Genomic DNA, 24,638 nt, shown 5'->3' on the forward strand with positions numbered 1-24,638 from the left:
ATCTTTAAATCCTTTAAAGCTCAAAGGCCTGTATGAACTTCACAGACGAACGCAATTTTAATCGCTGGTTTATTATTATTTCATGTCTTATAGTAGTAGGGCTCGTTTTATGGAATACCAGCATCTTTTTTCAGCGTTTAAAACAAGATGAACGAGCTAAAATGAATATTTGGGCAAAAGCCCAGGAAGCTTTAGACCGGGACCCAGCCCCGGCAGATGCCGATCTTGATCTTATTCTCGAAATTCTTAATAACAATACCACTATACCCATAATTCATACAGATACCGATGGAGAAATTGCTTATACCACCAATATTGATCCCGATAAATTAGAAAATGAGCAACAGGCCGAGCAACTTCTGGCCACTCTAAAAGCTGAAAATGCTCCTATAATCATTAATCTTGGAAATGGTGAAAAACAATATATTTACTACGGAAATTCCCCTGTTCTTAATAGTCTAAAATATTATCCCGTTGGATTGGTACTTATAGGCTTTCTCTTTATTGGGGTAGTTTATTTTTTCTACACTACCACAAAAAATAGCGAACAGAATAAACTTTGGGCGGGAATGGCCAAGGAGACAGCACATCAAATTGGAACACCTTTATCTTCCCTTATAGGTTGGACTGAAATCCTGAAACAGGAAAACGTTAACGAGTCTTACATAGTTGAAATGGAAAAGGACATTAATCGTCTTGAAACCATTACCGAGCGGTTCTCCAAAATAGGCTCTTCTCCAATTCTTGAGAAGACCAATATTATTGAAGCTACTCAAAATAGTTTCGATTATTTAAAATCACGGAGTTCCAGACTTATCGGATTCTCTATAGATGCTCCTGAAGCTTATATTCCGGTAATGCTTAACCGTCAACTTTATAGCTGGACCATAGAAAACCTGGTGAAAAATGCGATAGATGCTATGCGCGGAAAAGGAAAATTACATATTGAAATTCAGGAAGATCAAAAGTGGGCACATATATTTATTAAAGACACGGGAAAAGGACTTGAAAAAAATAAATTCAGAGTTATTTTTGAACCCGGGCATACCACTAAAAAAAGGGGCTGGGGCCTTGGGTTGTCGTTAGCAAAACGGATTATTGAAGGCTATCACCACGGAAGAATTAAAGTAGCTGAAAGCGAATTAAAAAAAGGGACCACTTTTCAAATTTCCCTTCGGAAGGTTTAGAATTTAGAAAGATTCTCTCTTAAACCTTCAGGAATCTTAAAGGTTGAATCTTTTTCAAAATCATAACAAACCACCACATCTTTACCTTCAGCGCAAATTTCATTGTCTTCATTTAAAATAATATGCTTTAAACCGAAACTGGAATTTTTCATAAAATCAAGCCTGGTTTTCACTATGGCTTTCCCGGGATAGTATAGCGACTTTTTAAAATCACAGTGCGTTGAAACCAGCATTGTCCCCATATTGGTGTTTTCATACATCTCGTAAATTCCTGAAGCTTCCCAGAAATTAACACGGCCCGACTGCATATAGCGCATAAACGAGATATTATTGACATGTTTATACATGTCTAAATCACTCCAGTCTATTCTAAGCTCAAGCTCTAACTTATAGGTTTCGGCTTCCATTAAAGATTCACGTGAATAGATTCTGCTAAATTTTTGAATTCTTCATCTTTCATTTTCACGCTTTTAGAAAAATCCATATCACTCATGTCATTTAGCGGAATAAGATGTACATGTACATGCGGAACTTCAAGACCTACCACGGCCATTCCCACCCGCTTACAATCCACGGTTTTTTCTAAAGCGATCGCTACTTTACGGGAAAAACGCATCAACTCCTGGTACACTTCTTCGTCCAAATCAAATATTTTGTTCACTTCTTTTTTTGGAATACAAAGTGTATGCCCTTTAGAATTAGGATTTATATCCAGGAAAGCCAAAAACTGACTGTCCTCTGCAATTTTATATGCAGGTACTTCACCCTTTACGATTTTGGTAAATAAACTGGCCATAATATTTTCTGAATTGATTAGTAATTAAAAGTAAAATCCTTTTCACAGAACCTTAGTTAAAGGTATTGGAAAAGGATTTTGTAAACTGTTAAAAACCGGAAACTTACTCTCTCCAGATCTCTAATATCTCAAATTTCATTTTTCCGCTAGGCACATCGATCTCTGCCGTATCACCAACTTTCTTACCCAGCAAACCTTTACCAATGGGAGAATCTACCGAGATTTTCCCAGTTTTCAGGTCGGCTTCACTTTGGGCTACAAGTTTATAATCCACTTCGGCACCATTTGTAGTGTTCTTTATTTTCACGTGGGAATGTACCAGTACTTTGGAGGTGTCTAGCTGAGATTCGTCTATCACCCTTGCGTTTGCAACCACTTCTTCTAATTTAGAAATTTTCATTTCCAAAAGTCCCTGTGCTTCCTTAGCAGCATCATATTCGGCATTCTCACTTAAATCTCCTTTATCACGGGCTTCGGCAATAGCTTCAGAAGCTTTTGGCCGTTCCACATCCCTAAGCTGATTTAGTTCATCCTTCAACTTTTTTAGCCCCTCTTCAGTATAATAAGATACTTTGCTCATAACTTCATCGTTTATATAAATACAAAAAATCCCATAGCAACGACGGGATTTGTTTAACAAATATAATAAATTTACACCTTGAAAACAATAATATTATTTAGCGAAAAAATTGCCGATTTCATGAAAAAAACTCTCTTTTTACTTTTATTTTCAGCATTTTTTAGCGCTTGTTCGGGTAATGACGATAATATGCGTCACAACCCAAATCTTATAGATTTGAATTTCAGGATGCAACTAAATCTGGATTTCCCCGAATATAACGATCTTCAATTTCCCGGAAACAGCTTTGTTACCTATAACCAAGGCATAAGGGGTGTTGTAGTTTATAATATAAATAATTCACAATACACCGCATTTGAATTAAGCGACCCCAACCATCCGCCAAGTAACTGCTCTGCAATGACCGTAGAAGGTGTTACCGCAACCTGTAACTGTGAAGACGCCAATTCATATAACATAATCACCGGCGAACTACTGGAAGGCGAAGGCCAATACGCGATGAAACCTTACCGAATTGAACGTCGCGGTAATATGATTGAGGTTTATAATTAAAACCTCCCCCGTCCATTAAAATGGAAGAGAGAGGTGACAAACAAATTAAAACTTCAAAGTAATTCCGGCTAAAAAGTTTGTAGTGGCTTGCGGATAGTATCCTGCGCCATCTAAGGTTTGTAAACCTGTTGTAGTATCTGGGTTTTCTACATTAAAAGTGTAGTAATAACCATTAGAAACATACTCTTCTCCAAAAATATTATTTACAAGTCCTGTAAATACAACTTCTTTAAAGAGAGGTGCATTTCTCCAGGTGTATTGAATATTAAAATCGTTCACAAAGTAGGCATCCAGTTTAGAATTTTCAGCTTCAATATTACTCATATATTGTTCGCCTACATACTTTGAAAGAAAGCTTAACTCCAGGCCTTCTGTTGGCAAATAAGTAATTCGGTTTCCACCTACTATAGAAGGAGAAAAGGAAATTTCGGTTTCTCCAAAATCAACCAGCTCCCCATTCCAGGTAGAGACAAAATCTACGTTTCTGTTTCGGCTTAAGGCAAGGTTTGGTCTCACAAATAATTTTTCTGAAAGTCTAATTACCGCATCTATTTCCAAACCTAAACGGTAACTCTTCCCGCTGTTCTCTCTTATAAATGCACCAACATCGTCTATTCCTCCGGTTAGCACCAACTGGTTTTGATAATCCATAAAATAAAGGTTGGTGTTTAGTTGAACTGAAGGCGTATTATGTCTCCATCCCAATTCAAAATCATTTAATTCTTCGTGTTCCGGCTCCCCGTTTTCGTAATCGCTACGCCTTGGCTCCCTATTAGCACGGGCATATGAAAAATAGAATTGATTTTCCTCGTTCAAAGCATAAGTTAATCCGGCCTTAGGATTAAAAAAAGTAAAATGATCATCTATCTGGAATTCATTTCCTTCAGATAACATTCCTTCGGTTTCATAATCTATAGTCCTTACCTGCAGATCTAAATAAGCGGCAAGTTTCTCTGAAACTGCATAGGTTGCTTTTCCGTAGAGATTAAAATCGGTTTTAATTCCCACATTTTCATAATAGGGTTCATAAGGATCATTATTTCTCGCAAACCGCGAGTAGATTACTTCTCCAAAGTGGTCGCCTATATAACGGTTCCAACCACCACCCAAGATCACATCCCAGTCCTCGTCCTGGTAATTCAGGCTAAAAACGCTTCCGTAAAAATGATTATCCAGCCACTTGGTCCCGACCAGGTCTGAGGTAGTCACTTCTTCTCCACCTGCCTGAAAATTTTCAAGTCCAAATTCATTTAAAACTGCATCCTCTTCGTATTCTTCGTAATATCCACGCCCATAGGTATAATGAAAAGCAAGGTTAGAAGACCAGTTTTCGTTAAACTTCTGGTTCCACATTAATTGATAATGATCTTGCTTGTAATTGTCGGTTTGGTTGTCGTAAATTTTGGTATTCCCTTCCTCATCGGTATAAACTCCGGCAGGGTTATAGGTCCTGTCATTTTCCAGAGTTTCGGCATCAATACCATACCAAGCTTGGTAAGTTCTTTCACTTCCTCCAAAAGTAATGGCTTTAATAAGCGTATTTTTATCTACATAAGTTCCCTGTAGGAAATACGATTTAAGATCACTACTGGCACGATCTATATACCCGTCACTTTTTATCTGGGAAGCACGCCCGGCAAATTCCCAATGATCGTCGATAAGGCCGGTACTGAATTTCACTGTGTGCTTATGCGTATTAAAAGAGCCTACACTATTGGCTATTTCGGCGTTTGCCTCTTCGCTGTAACCATCGGTCAAAATATTTATACTGGCACCAAAAGCTCCTGCCCCATTAGTTGAAGTTCCTACACCACGCTGCAATTGCAGGTTTTCTACAGAAGAAGCGAAATCTCCAAGATTCACCCAAAAAGTTCCCAGACTTTCGGCATCGTTATAGGGAATTCCGTTTATGGTAACATTGGTACTGGTTGGGCCACTACCTCTCACCCTAATCCCGGTATAGCCCACGCCGGCACCGGCATCACTGGTAGTAACCACGTTTGGCATATAACTCATAAGCACAGGAATATCCTGCCCCAGGTTACGATCTTCAATTTCTTCATTAGTAAGGTTACTGTAAGTAATAGGCGATTTAGCAGTTACCCTTACCGAAGAAAGAAAAACCTCATCCAGCACTTCCTCGGCATCACTAAGGTCTACATTCAGGGTTTTATCCTGATCGAGGTTTACATTTAAGCTTTTTTGATTTCCGAAGGTAAAAACAAGCTTGTACTCCCCTTCCTCAAGCTGAAGGCTGTATCTCCCGTTTTCATCGGTAGAAGTGCCATCGCCAGATTCTACGGCATAAACGGCCACTCCTTCTACCGGTTTGTCACCACGAGTTACTTTTCCCTGTAAAGTGTGTGTTTGAGCTACGGCTTGCAGTGAAATAAAGCAGAGGCCGGTAAGAAATAATAAAGTTTTCATTCGTAAGAATTATTTACGAATAAAAGGGGCTATTATTCTTTGGTTAAAAATTAGATAAAAAAATCCTGAAACTGCCCACCGGTGTTTTGGCATTTTCAGGAGTAACATACGTTTTGCGCTTCTGGCGCGTGTCCCTTGGCAGCATTACCTGCCCAGGTTCTTTGGGTATGATCTCAGCCACACTTAAGCGGCACCCCTTTGAGATTTGCGGCAAATGTATAAAGCTTTTATGGAAATTCCATAATTTTATTTCATTTCGTTTAAATGGTGTAATTTTGGCTGCAACAATTTTATGCGAAATACAAAGCGCTCTATAACCTATAAAGTGATTGGCGGATATCTCCTGATAGCCGCCCTGGCTGCTATTGCCGTATGGTTTGTATGGAACCAGGTAGTTGCTTTTAGTCAGGTTTCCGAAAATAACAATAACAATAACGAGCAGCTTTTTATGCTGAGTGATATTACCACAAGCCTATATGAGACCGAAAACCTAAGCAGGCAACTTATTCAAACCGGAAATGAAGCCGATTTGGAGAAATACCAAAATCAGATAGATAACATTCAACTGGATATACAAAGTTTAAAATCCAGTTATGCAGAAAGTTCTATAAAAAATGAGCTGGATAGTATTGCTGAATTGCTCTCAGATAAGACTACTAACCTAAAGGAACTCTACGAACTCAGGGAACAACAACGCAACCAGAATTATTATTCCCAGGTTCTAAATGAACTTAAGAAGGTAGACCCTTCTTTTGACGATTATAATTACAGTCAACGTTTCTCCAACCTGGAACCACACCAGCGCAGGTTGTTAATTAGGTGGTTGGAATATTCCCGTGAAGACAATGCCGAAAAACTTACCAATCGCACCGCAGATTCAATAATTGGTTCGGTTAGAAATGTCTTGAGTGAGCTTGAAGTTGCCAACCGGCGTTTTCAAAATACCGTAGACGAAAAAGAGCGGGAATTTCTGGAAAACGATATGATTATTAACCAGCAACTAAGACGTTTGCTTGGTAAAATTGAGCTGGAAGAACGGGAAGCCTCTATACAAAGGGCTAAAGTCTCTCAAACTATGATAAAAGAGAGTTCGCAAATTTTTCTTATTGCAGGAATTGTAAGCTTCCTTATTATATTATTATCGCTTATTCTTATAATTAAGGATATTACAAAAAGTCAGCAATACCGGAGGGAATTGGAAGATGCGAAAGATTTTGCTGAAATGCTTTTAAAAAGGCGGGAGCAATTTATGGCAGCCATTACACACGATTTAAGATCTCCCCTAAATACGCTTATTGGTTATACCCACCTTATTGAAAAATCTTCCCTCAATACCAAGCAATCCCATTATATGGAGCAGGTGAAAAAATCATCTAATTTCATCCTACATTTGGTTAATGATTTGCTAGACCTTTCTAAGCTTGAAGCCGGAAAAATGACTATTGAAAAGCTGCCGTTTAACCCAGCAAAACTTATAAAAGATACCGTCTACAATTCTTTACCAGCAACAAAAAATGAAGATGTGGAAGTAATTTTTGAAGCTTCAGAAGAAACAGACACCCGCGTACTAAGCGATCCTTTTAGAATAAAACAGATTATCACCAATCTAATTACTAACGCGTGTAAATTTACCCACGAAGGAGAAATAAGAGTTGGTATTCATCTTAAAAAAGAAATAGAAGATAGTTATTGTCTCATCATTTCGGTAAAAGATACAGGAATTGGAATTTCAGTAGAAAAACAGGAGGAGATATTTGAAGAATTTTCACAGGAAAACACCAGGATTGAAAAAGCCTACGGCGGCACCGGACTGGGACTTACCATTACAAAAAGTCTTACTGAATTACTAAAAGGCACTTTAAAGCTGAAAAGCAAACAGGGCGAGGGCAGTGAATTCACGGTTTTTCTTCCTGTTAGAAAACTGGCCACTGAAGAACCGAAAAAACCTGAACCACCTGCTACACCAGAGTTACCGGACCTTACAGGAAAAACAGTACTTATTGTAGACGATGAACCTTCTCAGCTTTCTTTAACGCAGGAATTGCTAAAATCTATGGGTATGCAATGCAATACCGCTTTAAATGGTAATGATGCGTTAAAAAAGTTGGAGACCAGAAAATATTCCCTGGTATTAACCGATATCCAAATGCCTGAAATGGATGGCTTCGACCTTATCAAAAACATCAGGAAAAAGTATAAGATTGAGGAACTACCGGTTATTGCTTTATCGGGCAGAACAGATGTTGATGCAGAAACATACAAACTCGCCGGATTTAACAAGAGCCTTTTAAAACCCTACAAACCTGGGAAACTTCAGCAAAATATAGCCGAAATATTTAAACTTGAGCTCAAAAGACAGGTAAACAACAATCTTCAGCATTCAAGAAATAACAATTACGATCTTCAGGATATTTATGATTTTTCAGCAGGAGATCAAAAAGCGGTGCAAACTATTTTAGAAGCTTTTATAGAAAGCTCCAGGTCACAAATTGAGCTTATAGCTATGGCCAGAAAAAATAATGATACACGAGAAGTAGCGAGGCTGGCTCATAAAATGGTGCCTATGCTAAAGCAGATAAATGCAATGCATCAGGCCAAACAATTTGAAAGACTGGAACAAAATGGAGTTCTTTCAGAAGAAGAATTTCAGCAACTCAAAGCCGATATTTTGAATTTAATGGAAGAATTAGAACAGGAAATTAAAGTTTAATGTCGTATTGTTTAAGCTTATTGTAAAGAGTTTTACGATCTACAGAAAGTAACCTCGCCGCTTTACTCTTATTTCCACCGGCTTTCTCCAAAGCATCTAAAATTAGTTGTTCCTCGTTTTTATTTTTAAACAAGCTGTATTCGGTTTTAGTATTAGACTGGGTAGCAGTTGCTATCTCGTGCGGAAGCACTTTTAGAGGTATCATTTCATCCTGTGTAAGCAACACCGCACGTTTCACCATATTCTTTAGTTCCCGAAGATTACCCGGCCAGTTATAATTTTTAAATGCTTCAATAGCACTGTCAGTAAAACCAATTACATTTTTTTCAAGTTCGGTATTGGCTTCATCCAGAAAATACTCTGCAAAAAGCATTAAATCTTCTTTTCGATCTTTTAAAGCAGGGACTTGAATTGAAAATTCATTTAATCTGTGATAAAGATCTTCTCTAAATTCCCCATCTTTTACAGCTTGCGCAAGATCTTCATTGGTAGCGGTAATCACCCGAATATCTACATGTATTTCATTATTACTGCCTACCGGTTTAATTTTTCTTTCCTGAAGTGCTCGTAACAGTTGTACCTGGAGTTCATAACTTAGATTTCCTATTTCATCCAGGAATAGCGTACCGCCGTTTGCGGCTTCAAAATGGCCGGTTTTATCGTTTATAGCCCCGGTAAAAGAACCTTTCAAGTGGCCGAAAAATTCACTGGAAGCCAACTCCCGTGGAATAGCACCACAATCTACAGCGATAAAAGGAGCCCCGACACGCTTGCTTTGCTGATGAATGCTTTTTGCCACCTGCTCTTTACCAGTTCCACTTTCGCCCATTATTAAAACTGACATATTTGTAGGCGCCACAAGTTCTATATAATCACTCAGTTTTAATGCAGCCTCACTAACTCCTTTAACAAAACTAGAGTCTTGTATTGATGCAGCTTTTCTCGGCTTTTCAACTCTTATCGGTGTGCTAGGTTGAACCTGGGTATGGGTTAAGGCATTTTCTATAGTTTGTAAAATAGATTCTGGCCTAAAAGGTTTGGAAACATAATCAAAAGCGCCATTTTTCATTGCCTCTACCGCCATACTAATCTCAGCATAACTGGTCATGATGATAACCTGCGTTTCGGCATTTTCAGCCTTTACCTGTTTTAAAATATCAAGTCCACTGGTATCGGGCAACCTAACATCAGAAAGGATAAGGTTAAAAGTATTCTCTTTCAGTTTTTTAAAAGCTTCCAATCCAGAAAAAACCAATTCAACCTTATAGTCGCGCTTGATTAGGAAAGTTTTCAGCATAGTCCCAAAAGGAACATCATCTTCAACTATAAGAATTTTTGTCATTGATTTTTAATTTAACCCTTCTTGCAAATTTAACAATCTAAAATTCATTGGGTTTAAAATAAGCATAAAAAAAGAGACCTCGTTAAAGGTCTCTATCAATGACAATCTAAATTTTTATTAAAAATGTCATTAGGTGGTATCCATTTTCCAGATTGCATAGAGCACAATCATCATAAAATCTCTCCGTTTAGCTTAACCGGTATACAGTGTTAGTCAACAGACCCATGAGTCTTAAACCGCTTAAGTTATTCATTCTACTCTAATCTAAATATACAGAATTTTTAATTACTTTATGCTGTTTATCTGGTGCCGAAGGAGTTGGCTTCTCTTAAATTCCGGCTTGAATTATTAGAAAAATCCGCTGAATGATTTGGTAGGGCAAATAAATCCAACGGAAATCTCTATGGTTAGTTAGCAGTGGTTACTGAAATAATTAAAATTATTTATCTTTTTTCTCGATCCAGTTTCCTTCCTGATCGATGTAAGCTTTAGTTTTCACTCCGTCTGTATTAAGAGCAAGCTTATAAACAGACTTTCCATCCTTTTCTTTCACCCAGGCTTCCTCAGCCACGGCTCCATTCATATCGGTCATTACCGCATCTTTAACTGCTTGTGGAAGCGCCAGTACATCTACTGCTTTGTAATCATCTTTCTTCTCCTGAGCTTCTTCTACGGTTTCAATTTGCTCTATTTCTTCTGGCTCCTCTACCTGTGCCTGCACATTTTGAGTGAACATAAACATTCCGGCCGCAGCCACTAAGGTTATTCCTAACTTTTTCATAATAATAAGGTTTTAAGTTTTGTGGTTTAAATATGATATTTAATAAGGAAGAATTATACCAAAAGTTCTTTTTTACATTTAATATGTTGATTATTAGGTTTTTAATAAATACATGAATACAAATTGGGAATTCGTTATGTAGAAAAGTAGGGTATTTAAGAGAAAATTATGTAGAAATGTAGACTTTCAAAAAAGCTGGAACAAAAAAAGAGACCCTAAGGTCTCTTTTTCTCCGAAAATCTAAATTATACAACAGTATCTTAAGCTGCTATATTTCAATATTAATTTAGCGTTACTAGTATATACAAAATTATACCAGTAAAAGCTCCCGTTTTTCAAACTATTGTAAATTAGTGATTTAAAACTAAATATATTTAAACTCATCCAGAAATTCGGGCAATTAAAGTGGAATTTTTCTACACTTATGTAGAAAACTGCCTCAACTATTTTAGAGGATCGTTCCTTCTGGCTTTCTTTTCTGCATTGATTTTCTTTGCCTTCAAACGTTTTAATTTTGCGGCTTTGCTGGGTTTTGTTTTCTTTCTAGGTTTTGGCTTTTTAATATTCTCTTTCAGCAAATCAAAAAACTTATTTATAGCAAGTTCTTTATTCTTATGCTGACTTCGACTCTCTTCACTATGCAGAATCAAAAGGTTTCCTTTAGTTAACCTGGAAACCAGTTTTTTAAATAAACGCTGCTTTTCTTCTGCAGAAAGTCCTTCTGAAGCTTCTAAATCAAAGTAAAGCTCAACTTTAGAAGAAGTTTTATTAACGTGTTGCCCACCGGCACCCGAACTACGCACGGCTTTAAAATTTAATTCCCGTGTTATTTGTTCTTCATCCAAAACTAGCTATTTTGCCTGGTGCGATGGTTTTAAAAGATCGGCCACCGTTTTCACCGGGTTAAAAGTCTCTACAGGAACTTCTACGAAAACCGTATTCCAATAAGCCATACCTCCATTCCATAAACCGGGACGCTCTAGAGCTTTTAGAGGTTTTCCGTTTTTGGTTTTATCGGCGATAAAACTCATATTTTCATCTACGTAATTATGAAGATCAAAACTTTCTCCTTTATGATTTTTAAGGCTACAGGCAATGTCTACCGGATTAAAATGTGTAGAGTCATTAAGGATTTCCATTTGTTCTGAATTATCCTTATCTATTTGCGCCCCCTCAATAATTTGAAGCGAGATCTCTCCGTCTTCATTTTTAACCAGAAAAGGTCCGCCACCAGGTTCACCTTCGTTTTTCACCATACCACATACCCTTAATGGTCGGTCGAGTTTTTTGCACAAATACTGGGTTTTTTCTTCCCCGGTAAATTTTGCGAAAGTAGATGTTATTTTTACGAAAAGCTCATTCTCTACAAATTCGGCGATCTCATCCAGTTTTGCTTCAGAATTATTCCCACCATCAAGATTTTGCATATATTCAAAAACCTGTTCCTGCAAGGCTATTAGTTTTCCTCCCAGCATTTTTTTCATCTCTACTACCTTTGGAAGATTAGTAGCTACAACCACATTATCTATGTTCTTAATAAAGATAAGATCGGCTTCCTGTTGATTGAGATTTTCTATTAAAGCACCGTGCCCGCCAGGCCTGAAAAATATTTTATTGTCTTCGTCCCTAAATGGTTTATTTTCCTTATCTACCGCGATAGTATCGGTTTTTGGATCCTGGTAAGAATAAGAAATTTCAAATCTAGAATCTGTAGCTTCTTCTACTCGTTGCTTTATATTTTCAAATTCCTTTTCGAACTTTTCTTTGTCACCTTTTGCAACGGTAAAGTGCAATTTTGTCACACCATTTACAGAAAGATATTTCGCTCCACTATGCAAGTGCTCTTCAAAAGCTGTGGCAGTGTAATCGTTATATTGGTGAAAAGGAACTAAGCCTTTGGGCAGATCGCTTAATCCAAGTCCCTTTTCATATAACATGGTTTTCACCAAAATTAAATGCTTTTCGCGATTAGACTTTTCTGAAAAATCTGTGTGGTTTTCTTTAGCCTTTTTAGAAGCCTCCTCATAAAATGGAAGTTTCTCTATTTTCTCAAAAAACAACTGCAGGCTTTTATCTCCTTTTCTATCCAGATAATCCCTTAAGCTGTTCTCCGGATTATACTCAGCGGCAAAGTTGTGAAATGCTTTAAACATTCGAGTAGCCGCACCGGAAGCCGGAACGAATTTTAAAAGATTCAGATGCTCTTTTTTATCCTCAAATTTTTGAATAAACTTCTTCTGTTCTTCAAATGAATAGGCGGAAATTCCGTTACCCAGCGTTGCTGCCTGTTGAATATCTACCTTTATATTTCCTCTTTCGAAAATTTGGATTTGCCTCTCAACTTCCTGAGTTGACAATCCTTTTTCTTCAATCTGCAAAATATCTATTTCGCTAAACTCCACGTCTATCTGTTTTTAAAAGTTCGTCTATTTTCCTTACCGCGGTTTTAAAGCGTTCATCGAGATCACCCTTTAAAATAACATAAGGTTTTTTGCTGCTTTTAAGTGTAGCTTTAAACCTTTTAAACATCCCAATACGGTCTTCTGGTTTATCCCGAAGGTCATCGGGAGTCCACGGTACGTCAATATACGTTAAAAAGTAGAGATCATAAAAGTTGTTTAACGCATGTTTAAGAAGTTGAGGATCACAAAAACTTTCGTAATAGGCTTCTGAATAAACTTTTAACTCTAAAAGATCGGTATCACTAATCAAGAGTTTATTGGCTTTTTGAGTGAGCTCATTTTCACGTTTTATTTGACCTTCAGCGATGGGAACCATATCTTTTGGCTCGCAAACTTTTTGTTCTTTATCCCATTTTTCCTGAAGATAATCCCGCATAAATTCTTCTACCCAAAGCGTATTATAATGCTTTGCAAGCATCTCTGCCAGCGTTGTTTTTCCGGTAGATTCAGGCCCAAAAAGGACCACCTTTATGACGGACGAAGGTCGTTGCGCAAGTTTTTCTGCCATGCTTTATAGCCGTAAATAGCGATTATAGTAAATACAAAATATTGAAGGGCCGTTAAGGTAAGGCCTTTATAAAAATAGAGCGGTACCGAAATTACATCGCCAATAATCCAGAAAATCCAGTTTTCAAGCTTTCTATTAGCCATTTGCCACATTCCCACAAAAAATATTGCTGTCGTAAAAGTGTCTACATAAGCGGTCCAGCTGGTCCATTTATCGAAATATTCGTAAACAGCGAAAACAAAAATCAAGGTTGCAATAAAAATAAACAGGCTTTGCCAGTTCTCCTTCCGGGTGGTATTGGTTATGGGCGTAAAATGTTCTTCATCTATTTTACGGGTCCAAATATACCAACCGTAAATACTCATAGAAAAATAGTAAGCATTTATCATCATATCCCCAAGCAGCTCCCATTGCCAAAGGAGGTAAACAAAGATCATGGTACTTATAATCCCGGTGGGATAAACCAGAATGTTGTTTTGCTTTGAATATAGTACCGAAAGAAAACCGAAAATTACCGCGATTATTTCAAGGATGATGAATAAGGTAGGATATCCGTAATATTGATCGAAGAAAAAATCAAAAATCGGCTGCATAGTCGCTAAGATCTGATTTCACAATCTTCATATAGATAAGTCCGCGGTCCAGGGCCTCAAAAGCTCCTTTTATTTCTGAATTTAGCAAAGCCATTACCTCATCATATTCTCCATAAACCTGTGTGCTTAACGGGGTCTCTTTTACCCTCAAACCTGAAGCTCTTAATTTTTTGATGAAATCGATAATTTTTGGTTCAAAATCGTCCTGCAACGGACTTAATGTAAGTTCTACTGAAATTTTCATAGTTGATTTTTTTATCCTGCGGAAACATTAGAATTTGAATAAATTTTCCGTGGAAGCCAAATTTAAAGATTTGAATTTAGTATTGTTATCACCTAACCCGGAAAATTAGATGGATATAAAGGAAAATTTCTAAGGCTAAACTCCTCATTAATAATTCGGATTAATATATTGATTTTTAAAAATTTTCTGCGCGGTTAACAGTTATTTTTGGCCCAACATTAAACCTACCTCCATCAACTGGTATGCAATTAGTTGCTAAGTTTTTGTATCTTTAAAATATTGTTTTTTAAGCGGACGAATGTATGGTGGAAAATTTATTCAACATCGATCGCTCAATAGCCCAATGAAAACAAGTCTACTCATCACCTTTTCTATACTGTTAGGTTTATACCTTGTTATTAGTTTTCTTCTGTACTTTTTCCAAGAAAACTTAAAGTTTTTTCCACAAAAACTGGCACAAAACATAGATTTCAATTTGACAGAAAATTTGAAGAGCGGTATGTAGAAATGAAAAATGGCAAAACCCTGAACGGGCTTTTATTTAAAACCTACATCCCCAAAGGACTTGTCTCTAGAAGCCGCCCAATCCAGTAATGATCTACAGGAAAGAATTTCCTGCTCATGCATTTTGGCACTTTTGATCTTTTCGATGAACCTTTATTGGAACCTGCACGTTTAATAAAACAGCTTAAAGCAGAAAATGCTTTTGATGCAAACCTTATTATACCTGCTGTTGGGAAGCCGGTGAAAAATGTATTATTTTCATTATTTCTTTAGTCTCTCGCTTTATTAGACGTCTGGATTTTTCATCAAATCGCCGATTTTACATTATCAGTAGGCATAAAGTCCGGTCTGATTTTAGCGCCTCTTTCCCTTTAACTTTATGATTATAATCTTAAATTCGCACACTATTTAATCAGCTCATCTCAATGAAAACCTTACTTTATATTACAGATCTTTACTATGTGGCCAAAGGGCGGAATTACTACGGGGAAGACCTTTTCATTACCTCCAGGTTAAAACCACATTTCAATATTCTGATAGCCCACCCGCAGCAGGCGATTGCTTTTCTAGACAATGCCGATTTTTTGGTTTTCAGGAACACGGGTTCTGTTATAGGATATGAGAAATATTTCCAGGATTTCCTGGAAGCGGTAAAGCAAAAAAACATCCCCACTTTTAATTCTTTTGACGGGAAGGCCGATATTCGTGGCAAGCAATACCTGCTAGACCTGCAGGGACTGGATTATCCGGTGATACCAACTGTGGAAGATGTTGCGGAAATACATCAATTTGGCTTCCCCGAAAAATACATAGTTAAGATCAAGAACGGGGCAGATTCCATTGGCATGGAACTGCTCACTAAAGAAAAATTGTTGAATTCAAGACCTGTGGGTAAACTTATTCAGCCGTTCATAGATTTTGAATATGAAGTATCGTTTTATTATCTGAATGACCGGTTTCAGTACGCCATGTATGCCCCAAACAAGGAAAAAAGATGGGAACTTGCCGAATATCATGCAAGCCCGGAGGACCTTGAATTTGCTGAAAAGTTCATTAACTGGAATCAAATGGAACGGGGGGTCACCCGCGTAGATGCCTGTAGGCTGAGAGATAAATCTTTATTGCTGGTAGAGCTGGAAGACCTCAATCCTTTCCTTTCGTTAGAACTGCTCCCGGAAGAAAAAAAGAACAGGTTTATCGATAATTTAATCACAGCCTTAAAGGAAATCGCTCCGAATACAAATGTTCCTTCTGATTACCTTGCATAACGATCCAGGAACAACTGTAATTTTAAAAACTATTTTTATCCCCTAATTTTCAAAATGCGTTCCCATCACGATCATGTCAGCACCGGCATTGTAGGCTTTTTTCTGTTGTTCCAAACTGCGAATTCCACCACCAACAATTAAAGGGATAGAAATCGCATTTTTAACTTCAGTAATTATTTCTTCGGAAACCGGAATATCCGCACCACTTCCTGCTTCCAGGTAAATAAGTTTTTTTCCCGAAAATTCCCCGGCTAAAGCGGTATTTACAATCGTTTTTACCTGAAATTGTGACATTGGCTTAGTACCACTTACCCGCTGTACCTCGCATTCCTTCCCACCATCTATCAAAATATAGGCAGTAGGAATAATTTCCAGTTTACTATTCTTTAGCTTTTCTACAGATTTTACCTGCTGCTCTATCAAATACTCAGGATTTCTACCGGAAATTAAGCTTAAAAAAAGCAAGGCATCGGCAGTTTCAGTTATGTGTGAATAATCTCCCGGAAACAAAATCACCGGCAAATTAGTTTCAGCCTTAATCGCTTTTACAGTTTTTCTGGTTTTGAAATTTTCAACCGTGCTGCCCCCTACAAAAATATGAGTAGTTTCTTTTGGTAATTTTTTGAGGTAAGATGCAGCTTCAGCTTCAATAAATTTATCCGGATCTATTAAAATGGTGAGCAGTTTCTTTTCTTCGGTAATTGCGAGAGAAATTTCAGCATAAAAATTCCGCATTAATCATTCGTTTTTTTAGGATCGCCCCAGCCGTAAACACAGGTAAAACCTTCAAACTCCAGGAATTTCATTTCGTAAAAAGATTCCTTTCCTTTAAAATTAACTTTAGCCGTAGTTTGAGCATCATCAAAATCAAAATCTGTGACATTAATATGCTGTAAAAACCCAAGTCCGGGCTCGGCATACATTTTATAAATAGATTCCTTGGCACCCCAAACAATGGTGAGTTTCCTTATTAGAGCATCTTCGTTTGCAAGGGTGTGATATTCGCTAAGCGGCGTGAACTTACTTGCTATTTTTAAAATTTTATCACGGCGTTTTTCAATATCTATTCCCACCTTTTCATCGCTCACAATAATAGCAGTAAAATTAAAGGAATGGGTAATAGAAATATTTTTCCCATCCTGAAGGTGAGGTTTTCCCAAATCGTCATAGAACAGGTCATAATCTACATATCCTGCCTGGGCCATTAAATGCCGTATACTCATAAAACCGCGGCGGTGAATTTCAGATTTCATTCCGTCTACGCGATTTTGACAATGTGTGGTAAGTTTTATTCCATCGCTTAAATCTTCAAAAGACTCTTCTACCTTCCAAATGAAGACTTTAGTATGCGGGTTTACTGTTATTGTTTTGTAAAGTGGCATGTAAGTTTATTATAGATTCCTTATTTTTGCGAGACAAAAAATTGCTAATATTCAAATATAATAATATGTCGACTAAAACAGTGCCGTATACCGCTTATAAAGTTAAAGATATTTCCCTTGCAGATTGGGGAAGAAAAGAAATAGAACTTGCCGAAGCTGAAATGCCTGGACTTATGTCCCTGCGTGAGGAATATAAAAACGAACAACCTCTAAAAGGAGCCAGAATCGCCGGATGTCTTCACATGACCGTGCAAACTGCAGTGCTTATTGAAACGCTTATTTCTTTAGGTGCCGATGTAACCTGGAGTTCCTGTAATATTTTCTCTACACAAGATCACGCTGCAGCTGCAATAGCCGCTGCCGGAATTCCCGTTTATGCCTGGAAAGGAATGACAGAGGAAGAATTTAACTGGTGTATAGAACAAACCCTGTTTTTTGGTGAAGAACGTGAGCCTTTGAATATGATACTTGATGATGGTGGCGATCTTACCAATATGGTTTTTGATAAATACCCGGAGCTTGCTAAAGGTATCCGAGGGCTTTCAGAAGAGACCACTACCGGAGTTCACCGTCTATATGAAAGAATGAAAAACGGAACATTGGTAATGCCTGCCATTAACGTGAACGATTCGGTTACTAAGTCTAAATTCGACAATAAATACGGATGTCGCGAGAGTGCTGTTGATGCTATTCGTCGTGCTACCGATGTAATGCTTGCCGGAAAACGCGTTGTAGTTTGTGGTTATGGAGATGTTGGTAAAGGTACCGCCGCTTCCTTTAAAGGCGCCGGATCTATTGTAACCGTAACCGAAATTGACCCAATTTGCGCGCTACAAGCTGCGATGGACGGGTTTGAAGTGAAAAAACTTGAAACCGTACTTCCAAAAGCTGATATTGTAATTACCACTACCGGAAATAAAGATATTGTGCGTGGAGAGCATTTTGAAGCGATGAAAGACAAAACTATAGTTTGCAACATTGGCCATTTTGATAACGAAATTGATGTTGCCTGGTTGAATAACAATCACGGTGATACCAAAAACGAAATCAAGCCTCAGGTTGACAAGTATACCATAAACGGAAAAGACATTATTCTACTAGCTGAAGGCCGTTTGGTTAATCTTGGATGTGCAACAGGCCACCCAAGTTTTGTAATGAGTAACTCATTTACCAACCAGACTTTAGCACAAATTGAACTTTGGAAAAATTCTGATAAATATGAGAATGAAGTTTATATGCTTCCGAAGCATTTAGATGAAAAGGTTGCTAAACTTCACCTGGAAAAAATTGGAGTGGAATTGACCGAACTAAAACAGTACCAGGCCGAATATATTGGTGTAGAAGTAAAGGGCCCATATAAGCCGGAGTATTACAGATATTAATAAGGTCATTTCCGCACTTCGACTATGCTCAGCATAAACTAAAAGACGGAAATCTCTTTTTAAAAATTTAGACCTCACAGGCTTTAAAACCCAGTGAGGTCTTTTTATTTTGTGATACTGAAAAATCTATAAGTGGTCATCCTAAACTTGTTTCAGAGCTTGCTCCGAAATTTATTCGGAGATCCAGGTAATTTAAAGCTAAAAAATTAGATTTTAGTGCATTTGCTTAAAACCCCCTCTAATTCCCGCTCATAAACCACACAAATAAGATAATTGCGACCAAAACAACCAGCGCGGCAAGTACTACAATCACCCATTTTCCTATTTGCGGCTTTCTTCTTACAGTTCTTTCAGGGCGTTTAATATTATGGCTTCGCCCGAGGAAGCCGCTTCTTTCAATAATTTCCGTAGCTTTTTCCCGGTCGCTTTCGGCAACTTCAATTCTAAGACCATCATTACCCAACGCCCCAATATTAGTGGCATTATCCGTAGCCTCACCGTAAGATCTATAATCTAGATTTTCTTCATCAAAAAGGTTTTTAATGATTGAATGTTCATTGCGGTCTGAGGTTCTAAAAACGTCTATATACTTCATAATACATATCTTAAAGTCTTAACTAAAGATACAAAAAAACCCCTTCCGAATTTCGGAAGGGGTTTTAGTATAATTCTAAGAATATATTTCTTATCTCAATTAAGAGTTAAGATTATGCCTCATACGGTTCTATAGAAACGTAAGATTTATTATTCTTTGTCTTAGAAAATTTAACAAGACCGTCAACTTTAGCGTGTAAAGTATGATCTTTTCCTGCATACACATTATCACCTGGATTGTGCGCAGTACCTCTTTGTCTAACAATGATGTTTCCGGCTACGGCTGCCTGACCGCCAAAAATCTTTACGCCTAAGCGTTTTGATTCTGACTCTCTACCGTTCTTGGAACTACCGACTCCTTTTTTGTGTGCCATTTTACTTTAGTTTTAAGTAGATTAATAATTAACTTAAAGCTTCAATTAATTCAGCTTTCTTCATAGAAGAGTAGCCTTCAAGACCTTTCTCCTTAGCCATCTCTTTTAATTCAGCTACGGTGTATTGATTTAAATCTTCCGATTTTTTATCAGTTTTGGCTTCTTTCTTAGGTGCTTCTTCTTTTTTAGTTGAAGCAGCTTTCTTTCCACCTTTTACATCGATGCTTTCAATTACGATTTCGGTTAAAGATTGACGGTGACCGTTTTTCTTTTTGTAACCTTTACGTCTTTTCTTTTTGAAAACAATTACTTTGTCTCCTTTAAGGTGACGGGTGATTTTTGCTCCTACAAGAGCACCATCTATAGCCGGGGCGCCAAGGCTTATGTTGTCTCCGTCTCCGGTAAGAAGAACTTTGTCAAAAGAAACGCTGTCTCCTTCTTCTCCGCTTAGACGGTTAACAAACACCTTTTGGTCTTTTGCAACTTTAAATTGCTGCCCTGCTATCTCTACAATTGCATACATAGTGTTGTGATTAATTAATTTATGCTAAAAATTACACTTACTTTTTCGCAAGCGGGTGCAAATATACTTCTAATTAATTAATTCACAAAGCCTAAAAAACTTTAATACGTATGTTCTTTCCCTTGTTTGGTATTCCAGGAATCCTTAAATAATTGCATATAGGCTAAAGTAAGTACCAGGCTGGTTGCAAAGCCCATAATTGCCACCACAAAAACCACAATACCTATCCCGGTACCATAATCTTCTGGCCATACATTTATGAGGTTATCTAAAAAACCAGAGCTTAGCTCGGTGGCGTAAAAAGCAAAGAAAATGGTAAAAACTATAGTCGCATTAAAACCGGTAAGCAAACTCGCCATAAAACCTTTTTGATACTTAAACTTAGCACCTTTAGAACTACGGTAGGCTTTTAAAGCCAGCCACATCCCGGCAGCCATAATTACTCCGTTAAATAAACTGAACAAAGGATAAATATGTGCATTAAAAAGTGATAGAATTAAAAAATAAACGATAAGTCCCACTGAGATTAAAAGTCCGTATTTAATTGGAACACTAAAATTCTTCATAGTTTTGGTTGGTATTTTTTATTTTTAATTAACCTGATGTACGCCAGAGACATATCAATACAATTAGGAATAAAAAAACCGAAATGGCAGTCTCAAGGTCTTAGCACATCTTACTTCAAGAGTAAATTTCTAAAAAAAGTGCCGGTTTTTAGCTTAATAGCTTGTTAATTTTGACACTATTCGCACGATGACAGTAATTTCTTCATTATTCTAAAATTATGCTGTAACAAAATACAACTTTCAAACACTAATCCCATGCATTAATGAAAAATCTATTTAAAATGATTAAAAACTTTAAGATGGCTGCCCTTGCATTAGTTTGCAGCGCAGCGGGAATTGCCCAGGAGGTAGAATTTACCGAATATGACCTGGACAACGGATTACACGTAATTTTGCATCAGGATAACACAGCTCCCGTAGCCACTGTTGGAGTGATGTACCATGTAGGTGCTAAAGACGAAGAAGATGGTCGCTCTGGCTTTGCTCACTTTTTTGAACACCTTTTATTTGAAGGCACCGAGAATATTGAGCGCGGAAAATGGTTTGATATTGTAGCTGCTAATGGCGGCAGCAATAACGCCAACACTACCCAAGATCGTACTTATTATTACGAAACTTTCCCTTCTAACAACCTTGAACTTGGCTTATGGATGGAATCTGAAAGAATGCTTCATCCCGTAATTAACGAAGTTGGAGTAGAAACCCAAAACGAAGTAGTTAAAGAAGAAAAACGTTCACGTATAGACAATGCGCCTTACGGAAAAATCATCTACGCTACAGGAATTAACAAATACGTTTTCGACAAGCATCCTTATAAAAATTCGGTAATTGGCACAATGGAAGATCTTGACGCTGCCGAGCTTGATGAATTTAAGGCTTTCTTCGATAAGTATTACGGGCCAAACAACGCTACTTTAGTTGTTGCCGGTGATATTGAAATCAAAGAAACCAAAAAAATGATTGAAAAGTATTTTGCTGAAGTTCCAGAAGGAAACGAAGTAGAACGAGTTTCAATCGAAGAAGAACCTATTACCGAAACTATCACTGCTACAGAGTACGATAGCAACATTCAAATTCCTGCAAAGTTATTTGTTTACCGCACCCCTTCCATGAAAGAGAAAGATGCTTATATCCTGGATATGATCTCCTCTATTCTTACAGACGGAAGAAGCTCCAGAATGTACAAAAAGATGGTCGATGAGGACAAAACTGCACTTCAGGTATTGGCTTTCCCAAGATCTCAGGAAGATTACGGAACTTATGTAATGGGAGCACTTGCATTAGGAGAAACTCCATTAGACACGCTAGCCGCTTCTATGGATGAAGAAATTGCTAAACTTCAAAACGAATTAATTTCTGAAAAAGAATACCAAAAACTTCAGAATAAATTTGAAAACCGCTTTGTGAATTCTAACAGCAGCATACAGGGAATCGCTTCTTCGCTTGCAACTTACAATGTTCTTTACGGAAATACCGATCTTATTAATGAAGAGATAGAAATCTACCGAGACATTACAAGAGAAGATATTAAAAGAGTAGCAAACGAATATCTTAACGAAAACCAACGTTTGGAATTAGACTATCTTCCAGAAAGCGAACAGGAATAACATAAAAAACATACAGAATGAAATTTAATATACTCACATTATTTATAGCCTGCTTTTTGACCACAGCGGCAATTGCGCAGGTAGACCGTTCCAAACAACCGGAACCGGGACCGGCACCAAAGATCAATCTTGGACAGCCAGATGAATTTACACTAAACAACGGTTTAAAAGTTTTAGTAGTAGAGAACCACAAATTACCAAGAGTTTCTGCTTCTCTAATTATAGACAATAAACCTCACGCCGAAGAAAAACCGGCTACCTCTTCTCTTGTTGCTTCTTTAATGGGCACAGGAACCGAGAATATGTCTAAGGACGATTTTAACGAAGAAATCGATTTTCTTGGAGCCAACCTTAATTTTGGAGCAGAAAGGGCTTATGCAAGCTCGCTTTCTAAATTTTTCCCAAGAGTTATGGAACTTATGGCTGAAGGAGCTTTAAGACCAAAATTCACCCAGGAAGAATTTGAAGCGGAAAAGAACAAACAAATTGAAAGTTTAAAATCTATTAATAAAGATGTAGGTTCTATCGCCGGCCGTGTAAGTTCAGCTTTAGCTTATGGAGCTAATCATCCTTATGGAGAATTTGCTACAGTAGAAAATACTGAAAAAGTAACTCTTGAGGATATCGAAAACTTTTACAACAGCTATTTCAAACCATCCAATGCTTATCTTGTAGTGGTAGGTGACGTAAAGACTTCTGAAGTAAAGAAATTAGTTGAAAAAAACTTTGGAAGCTGGAAAGCAGGAACTCCGAACGAGCAGGATCTTCCTAAGGTGACTAATGTTGACAAAACGCAGATCAACCTGGTAGATATGCCAAATGCGGTACAGAGTGAATTAAGACTTCAAAATACCATAGATCTTAAAATGGCTGATGAAGATTACTTCCCTGTTTTAGTTGCAAACCAAATTCTCGGTGGTAGTTTTGGAAGTTACCTTAACATGAATCTTCGTGAAGATAAAGGTTATACTTACGGAGCGAGAACCAGCACAGGAGCAGATAAGTATGCATCAAGATTTGTTGCCCAGGCCAGTGTAAGAAATGCTGTAACAGATAGCGCAATTGTAGAATCTCTAAAAGAGATTAGAAGAATTAAAACCGAGCCTGTAGAGTCTGAAATGCTGGAAAATGCAAAAAGTAAATTTGCCGGTGATTTCGTATTAAGGTTAGAGCAACCTTCCACCATCGCTAATTATGCACTAAACATCAAAACCAACGATTTGGATGATGATTTTTATGAGACTTTTCTTCAAAAAATCAATGCAGTTACTGCAGACGATATTCAACGGGTAGCCAATAAATATTATCAAACCGATAATATGAGAATTGTCGTTGCAGGAAAAGCTTCAGAAATTGCTGAAAACCTTGAAAAAATAGAATTTAACGGAAAAACAATTCCCGTTAAATATTACAACAAACTTGGGGAGGAAGTTGAAAAACCTCAAACAAAAGAAGTTGATGCCTCAATTACTGTAGATAAGATTTACGCAGATTATATTGAAGCCATTGGTGGCCGTGATGCTGTAGAAGATATAGAAAGTGTAGTTATGAAGGCCGAAGCTACCGTGCAGGGAATGGCTTTAAACCTTATCATGAAAAGAACGATGGATGGTAAATTAAACCAGGAAGTTTCTGTGGGCGGTAATGTAATGAGTAAGCAGATATTTAATGGTGAAACAGGATTTGTAATGGCACAGGGACAAAAGATTCCTTACAACGAAGATCAGATCAAAACTGCCAAAATAGACGCCAACCCATTCCCGGAATTAGAAGTAGGCAACGCTACTTTAGAAGGTATTGAAAGCGTAGAAGGTACCGATGCTTATGTAGTAGCGCTAAGTGAAAATTACAAAGCTTACTACAACGTAGACAGCGGTCTAAAAATGCAAACGGTACAAACCGTATCTCAAGGCGGACAAACAATGAATGTCCCAACTGGATACAGTGATTACCAGGAAGTAGAAGGAGTGAAATTTCCTTTTCAAATGACCCAGGCCGCAGGCCCGCAAACATTTGAATTAGATGTAACTGAAATCCTTATTAATGAAGGTATTTCAGCTGAAGATTTTGAAGAATAGTGATTTTTTATTAATGTTAGAAAGAACCGGCCTGCAAGGGTCGGTTCTTTTGAGGGTGTAATCTCAAGTCTGTCTAGACTTTGAAAAATATAATAAATTTTTTAAACTAGATTATGACACAAGAAGAGATTAAAGAATTAAAGGAAAAAGCATTAAAACAATTTTTATCAGGAGAATC

At 37.5% G+C, this 24,638-nt stretch carries 25 protein-coding genes; 8 read left to right on the plus strand and 17 right to left on the minus strand.

Annotated features, from left to right (window positions below; translation table 11 throughout):
- Nucleotides 1-32 precede the first annotated feature (32 nt).
- On the plus strand, nucleotides 33-1,187 hold the full coding sequence (locus LB467_RS07820; protein WP_224473477.1) for a sensor histidine kinase: 1,155 nt from the start codon (nucleotides 33-35) through the stop codon (nucleotides 1,185-1,187).
- Here LB467_RS07820 and LB467_RS07825 read toward each other — a convergent pair.
- From LB467_RS07825 to greA, 3 genes are all read right to left on the minus strand, one after another.
- Nucleotides 1,184-1,594: an acyl-CoA thioesterase gene (locus LB467_RS07825; protein ID WP_224473478.1), complete on the minus strand. Its 411-nt coding sequence runs from the start codon at nucleotides 1,592-1,594 to the stop codon at nucleotides 1,184-1,186. The genes LB467_RS07820 and LB467_RS07825 overlap by 4 nt on opposite strands.
- On the minus strand, nucleotides 1,594-1,983 hold the full coding sequence (locus LB467_RS07830) for an HIT family protein (RefSeq protein ID WP_224473479.1): 390 nt from the start codon (nucleotides 1,981-1,983) through the stop codon (nucleotides 1,594-1,596). The genes LB467_RS07825 and LB467_RS07830 overlap by 1 nt, the downstream gene beginning before the upstream one ends.
- Before the next feature lie 103 nt (nucleotides 1,984-2,086).
- Nucleotides 2,087-2,563, minus strand: coding sequence for a transcription elongation factor GreA (gene greA / locus LB467_RS07835; RefSeq protein ID WP_224473480.1), 477 nt, complete (start codon nucleotides 2,561-2,563; stop codon nucleotides 2,087-2,089).
- Between the two features lie 120 nt (nucleotides 2,564-2,683).
- Here greA and LB467_RS07840 point away from each other — a divergent pair, with 120 nt between their 5' ends.
- Nucleotides 2,684-3,115 carry a Rieske (2Fe-2S) protein gene (locus LB467_RS07840; protein WP_224473481.1) on the plus strand — a complete coding sequence of 144 codons (432 nt, stop codon included), beginning with the start codon at nucleotides 2,684-2,686 and terminating at the stop codon, nucleotides 3,113-3,115.
- A gap of 45 nt (nucleotides 3,116-3,160) precedes the next feature.
- On the opposite strand, the gene LB467_RS07845 is transcribed toward LB467_RS07840, so the two are convergent.
- Nucleotides 3,161-5,542, minus strand: a complete 2,382-nt coding sequence (locus LB467_RS07845) for a TonB-dependent receptor (RefSeq protein WP_224473482.1) — start codon at nucleotides 5,540-5,542, stop codon at nucleotides 3,161-3,163.
- 292 nt (nucleotides 5,543-5,834) lie between these two features.
- On the opposite strand from LB467_RS07845, the gene LB467_RS07850 reads away from it, so the two are divergent.
- A complete protein-coding gene (locus LB467_RS07850) occupies nucleotides 5,835-8,252 on the plus strand; it encodes a hybrid sensor histidine kinase/response regulator (RefSeq protein ID WP_224473483.1) in 2,418 nt (805 codons plus the stop codon).
- Here LB467_RS07850 and LB467_RS07855 read toward each other — a convergent pair.
- The 7 genes from LB467_RS07855 to LB467_RS07885 form a co-directional block, all read right to left on the minus strand.
- Nucleotides 8,242-9,594, minus strand: a complete 1,353-nt coding sequence (locus LB467_RS07855) for a sigma-54-dependent transcriptional regulator (RefSeq protein ID WP_224473484.1) — start codon at nucleotides 9,592-9,594, stop codon at nucleotides 8,242-8,244. The genes LB467_RS07850 and LB467_RS07855 overlap by 11 nt on opposite strands.
- A 439-nt stretch (nucleotides 9,595-10,033) precedes the next feature.
- A complete protein-coding gene (locus LB467_RS07860; protein WP_224473485.1) occupies nucleotides 10,034-10,375 on the minus strand; it encodes a hypothetical protein in 342 nt (113 codons plus the stop codon).
- Between the two features lie 443 nt (nucleotides 10,376-10,818).
- Nucleotides 10,819-11,220, minus strand: coding sequence for an alternative ribosome rescue aminoacyl-tRNA hydrolase ArfB (gene arfB / locus LB467_RS07865; protein WP_224473486.1), 402 nt, complete (start codon nucleotides 11,218-11,220; stop codon nucleotides 10,819-10,821).
- Nucleotides 11,221-11,226: 6 nt separating this feature from the next.
- Nucleotides 11,227-12,777: a DUF4301 family protein gene (locus LB467_RS07870; protein ID WP_224473487.1), complete on the minus strand. Its 1,551-nt coding sequence runs from the start codon at nucleotides 12,775-12,777 to the stop codon at nucleotides 11,227-11,229.
- Nucleotides 12,767-13,345, minus strand: a complete 579-nt coding sequence (locus LB467_RS07875) for an AAA family ATPase (RefSeq protein WP_224473488.1) — start codon at nucleotides 13,343-13,345, stop codon at nucleotides 12,767-12,769. Before LB467_RS07875 ends, LB467_RS07870 begins: the two co-directional genes overlap by 11 nt.
- Nucleotides 13,306-13,938, minus strand: coding sequence for a nicotinamide riboside transporter PnuC (gene pnuC, locus LB467_RS07880; protein WP_224473489.1), 633 nt, complete (start codon nucleotides 13,936-13,938; stop codon nucleotides 13,306-13,308). The genes LB467_RS07875 and pnuC overlap by 40 nt, the downstream gene beginning before the upstream one ends.
- On the minus strand, nucleotides 13,922-14,182 hold the full coding sequence (locus LB467_RS07885; RefSeq protein WP_224473490.1) for a thiamine-binding protein: 261 nt from the start codon (nucleotides 14,180-14,182) through the stop codon (nucleotides 13,922-13,924). The genes pnuC and LB467_RS07885 overlap by 17 nt, the downstream gene beginning before the upstream one ends.
- 621 nt (nucleotides 14,183-14,803) lie before the next feature.
- Between LB467_RS07885 and LB467_RS07890 the strand changes: the two genes are divergently transcribed.
- Both LB467_RS07890 and LB467_RS07895 read left to right on the plus strand, forming a co-directional pair.
- On the plus strand, nucleotides 14,804-14,959 hold the full coding sequence (locus LB467_RS07890) for a hypothetical protein (protein WP_224473491.1): 156 nt from the start codon (nucleotides 14,804-14,806) through the stop codon (nucleotides 14,957-14,959).
- Nucleotides 14,960-15,111: 152 nt separating this feature from the next.
- Complete coding sequence (locus tag LB467_RS07895; RefSeq protein ID WP_224473492.1) at nucleotides 15,112-15,954, plus strand: ATP-grasp domain-containing protein; 843 nt, start codon at nucleotides 15,112-15,114, stop codon at nucleotides 15,952-15,954.
- A gap of 42 nt (nucleotides 15,955-15,996) precedes the next feature.
- On the opposite strand, the gene LB467_RS07900 is transcribed toward LB467_RS07895, so the two are convergent.
- Entirely contained in the window at nucleotides 15,997-16,689 is a 693-nt protein-coding gene (locus LB467_RS07900; protein ID WP_224473493.1) for a geranylgeranylglyceryl/heptaprenylglyceryl phosphate synthase, read from the minus strand.
- Nucleotides 16,689-17,336 (minus strand): 4'-phosphopantetheinyl transferase family protein, encoded by a 648-nt coding sequence (locus LB467_RS07905; protein WP_224473494.1) that lies wholly within the window; start codon nucleotides 17,334-17,336, stop codon nucleotides 16,689-16,691. The genes LB467_RS07900 and LB467_RS07905 overlap by 1 nt, the downstream gene beginning before the upstream one ends.
- Before the next feature lie 65 nt (nucleotides 17,337-17,401).
- Here LB467_RS07905 and ahcY point away from each other — a divergent pair, with 65 nt between their 5' ends.
- A complete protein-coding gene (gene ahcY, locus LB467_RS07910) occupies nucleotides 17,402-18,718 on the plus strand; it encodes an adenosylhomocysteinase (protein WP_224473495.1) in 1,317 nt (438 codons plus the stop codon).
- Between the two features lie 238 nt (nucleotides 18,719-18,956).
- On the opposite strand, the gene LB467_RS07915 is transcribed toward ahcY, so the two are convergent.
- The 4 genes from LB467_RS07915 to LB467_RS07930 all read right to left on the minus strand — a co-directional run bounded on the left by LB467_RS07915 (nucleotide 18,957) and on the right by LB467_RS07930 (nucleotide 20,775).
- Nucleotides 18,957-19,313, minus strand: a complete 357-nt coding sequence (locus LB467_RS07915; protein ID WP_224473496.1) for a putative signal transducing protein — start codon at nucleotides 19,311-19,313, stop codon at nucleotides 18,957-18,959.
- A gap of 112 nt (nucleotides 19,314-19,425) precedes the next feature.
- Complete coding sequence (gene rpmA / locus LB467_RS07920; protein WP_224473497.1) at nucleotides 19,426-19,686, minus strand: 50S ribosomal protein L27; 261 nt, start codon at nucleotides 19,684-19,686, stop codon at nucleotides 19,426-19,428.
- 28 nt (nucleotides 19,687-19,714) lie between these two features.
- Nucleotides 19,715-20,209, minus strand: coding sequence for a 50S ribosomal protein L21 (rplU, locus tag LB467_RS07925; RefSeq protein ID WP_224473498.1), 495 nt, complete (start codon nucleotides 20,207-20,209; stop codon nucleotides 19,715-19,717).
- Nucleotides 20,210-20,310: 101 nt separating this feature from the next.
- The gene (locus LB467_RS07930; protein WP_224473499.1) at nucleotides 20,311-20,775 is read right to left on the minus strand and encodes a DUF4199 family protein; all 465 of its coding nucleotides are present in this window, start codon (nucleotides 20,773-20,775) and stop codon (nucleotides 20,311-20,313) included.
- 281 nt (nucleotides 20,776-21,056) lie between these two features.
- On the opposite strand from LB467_RS07930, the gene LB467_RS07935 reads away from it, so the two are divergent.
- Together LB467_RS07935 and LB467_RS07940 are read left to right on the plus strand one after the other, a co-directional pair.
- A complete protein-coding gene (locus LB467_RS07935; protein WP_394371775.1) occupies nucleotides 21,057-22,382 on the plus strand; it encodes a M16 family metallopeptidase in 1,326 nt (441 codons plus the stop codon).
- Nucleotides 22,383-22,399: 17 nt separating this feature from the next.
- Nucleotides 22,400-24,460, plus strand: a complete 2,061-nt coding sequence (locus LB467_RS07940) for a M16 family metallopeptidase (RefSeq protein ID WP_224473500.1) — start codon at nucleotides 22,400-22,402, stop codon at nucleotides 24,458-24,460.
- The last annotated feature ends 178 nt before the right edge of the window (nucleotides 24,461-24,638 follow it).

The sequence above is a fragment of the Salegentibacter tibetensis genome, from assembly GCF_020164485.1.
Classification (GTDB): domain Bacteria; phylum Bacteroidota; class Bacteroidia; order Flavobacteriales; family Flavobacteriaceae; genus Salegentibacter; species Salegentibacter tibetensis.

Excerpts from the sequence above, each read along its gene's own strand:
- LB467_RS07820 (WP_224473477.1), top strand. The coding sequence starts at position 33 with ATGAACTTCACAGACGAACGCAATTTTAATCGCTGGTTTATTATTATT.
- LB467_RS07825 (WP_224473478.1), bottom strand. The coding sequence starts at position 1,594 with ATGGAAGCCGAAACCTATAAGTTAGAGCTTGAGCTTAGAATAGACTGG.
- LB467_RS07830 (WP_224473479.1), bottom strand. The coding sequence starts at position 1,983 with ATGGCCAGTTTATTTACCAAAATCGTAAAGGGTGAAGTACCTGCATAT.
- greA (WP_224473480.1), bottom strand. The coding sequence starts at position 2,563 with ATGAGCAAAGTATCTTATTATACTGAAGAGGGGCTAAAAAAGTTGAAG.
- LB467_RS07840 (WP_224473481.1), top strand. The coding sequence starts at position 2,684 with ATGAAAAAAACTCTCTTTTTACTTTTATTTTCAGCATTTTTTAGCGCT.
- LB467_RS07845 (WP_224473482.1), bottom strand. The coding sequence starts at position 5,542 with ATGAAAACTTTATTATTTCTTACCGGCCTCTGCTTTATTTCACTGCAA.
- LB467_RS07850 (WP_224473483.1), top strand. The coding sequence starts at position 5,835 with ATGCGAAATACAAAGCGCTCTATAACCTATAAAGTGATTGGCGGATAT.
- LB467_RS07855 (WP_224473484.1), bottom strand. The coding sequence starts at position 9,594 with ATGACAAAAATTCTTATAGTTGAAGATGATGTTCCTTTTGGGACTATG.
- LB467_RS07860 (WP_224473485.1), bottom strand. The coding sequence starts at position 10,375 with ATGAAAAAGTTAGGAATAACCTTAGTGGCTGCGGCCGGAATGTTTATG.
- LB467_RS07875 (WP_224473488.1), bottom strand. The coding sequence starts at position 13,345 with ATGGCAGAAAAACTTGCGCAACGACCTTCGTCCGTCATAAAGGTGGTC.
- pnuC (WP_224473489.1), bottom strand. The coding sequence starts at position 13,938 with ATGCAGCCGATTTTTGATTTTTTCTTCGATCAATATTACGGATATCCT.
- LB467_RS07885 (WP_224473490.1), bottom strand. The coding sequence starts at position 14,182 with ATGAAAATTTCAGTAGAACTTACATTAAGTCCGTTGCAGGACGATTTT.
- LB467_RS07890 (WP_224473491.1), top strand. The coding sequence starts at position 14,804 with ATGCATTTTGGCACTTTTGATCTTTTCGATGAACCTTTATTGGAACCT.
- LB467_RS07895 (WP_224473492.1), top strand. The coding sequence starts at position 15,112 with ATGAAAACCTTACTTTATATTACAGATCTTTACTATGTGGCCAAAGGG.
- LB467_RS07900 (WP_224473493.1), bottom strand. The coding sequence starts at position 16,689 with ATGCGGAATTTTTATGCTGAAATTTCTCTCGCAATTACCGAAGAAAAG.
- LB467_RS07905 (WP_224473494.1), bottom strand. The coding sequence starts at position 17,336 with ATGCCACTTTACAAAACAATAACAGTAAACCCGCATACTAAAGTCTTC.
- ahcY (WP_224473495.1), top strand. The coding sequence starts at position 17,402 with ATGTCGACTAAAACAGTGCCGTATACCGCTTATAAAGTTAAAGATATT.
- LB467_RS07915 (WP_224473496.1), bottom strand. The coding sequence starts at position 19,313 with ATGAAGTATATAGACGTTTTTAGAACCTCAGACCGCAATGAACATTCA.
- rpmA (WP_224473497.1), bottom strand. The coding sequence starts at position 19,686 with ATGGCACACAAAAAAGGAGTCGGTAGTTCCAAGAACGGTAGAGAGTCA.
- rplU (WP_224473498.1), bottom strand. The coding sequence starts at position 20,209 with ATGTATGCAATTGTAGAGATAGCAGGGCAGCAATTTAAAGTTGCAAAA.
- LB467_RS07930 (WP_224473499.1), bottom strand. The coding sequence starts at position 20,775 with ATGAAGAATTTTAGTGTTCCAATTAAATACGGACTTTTAATCTCAGTG.
- LB467_RS07935 (WP_394371775.1), top strand. The coding sequence starts at position 21,057 with ATGATTAAAAACTTTAAGATGGCTGCCCTTGCATTAGTTTGCAGCGCA.
- LB467_RS07940 (WP_224473500.1), top strand. The coding sequence starts at position 22,400 with ATGAAATTTAATATACTCACATTATTTATAGCCTGCTTTTTGACCACA.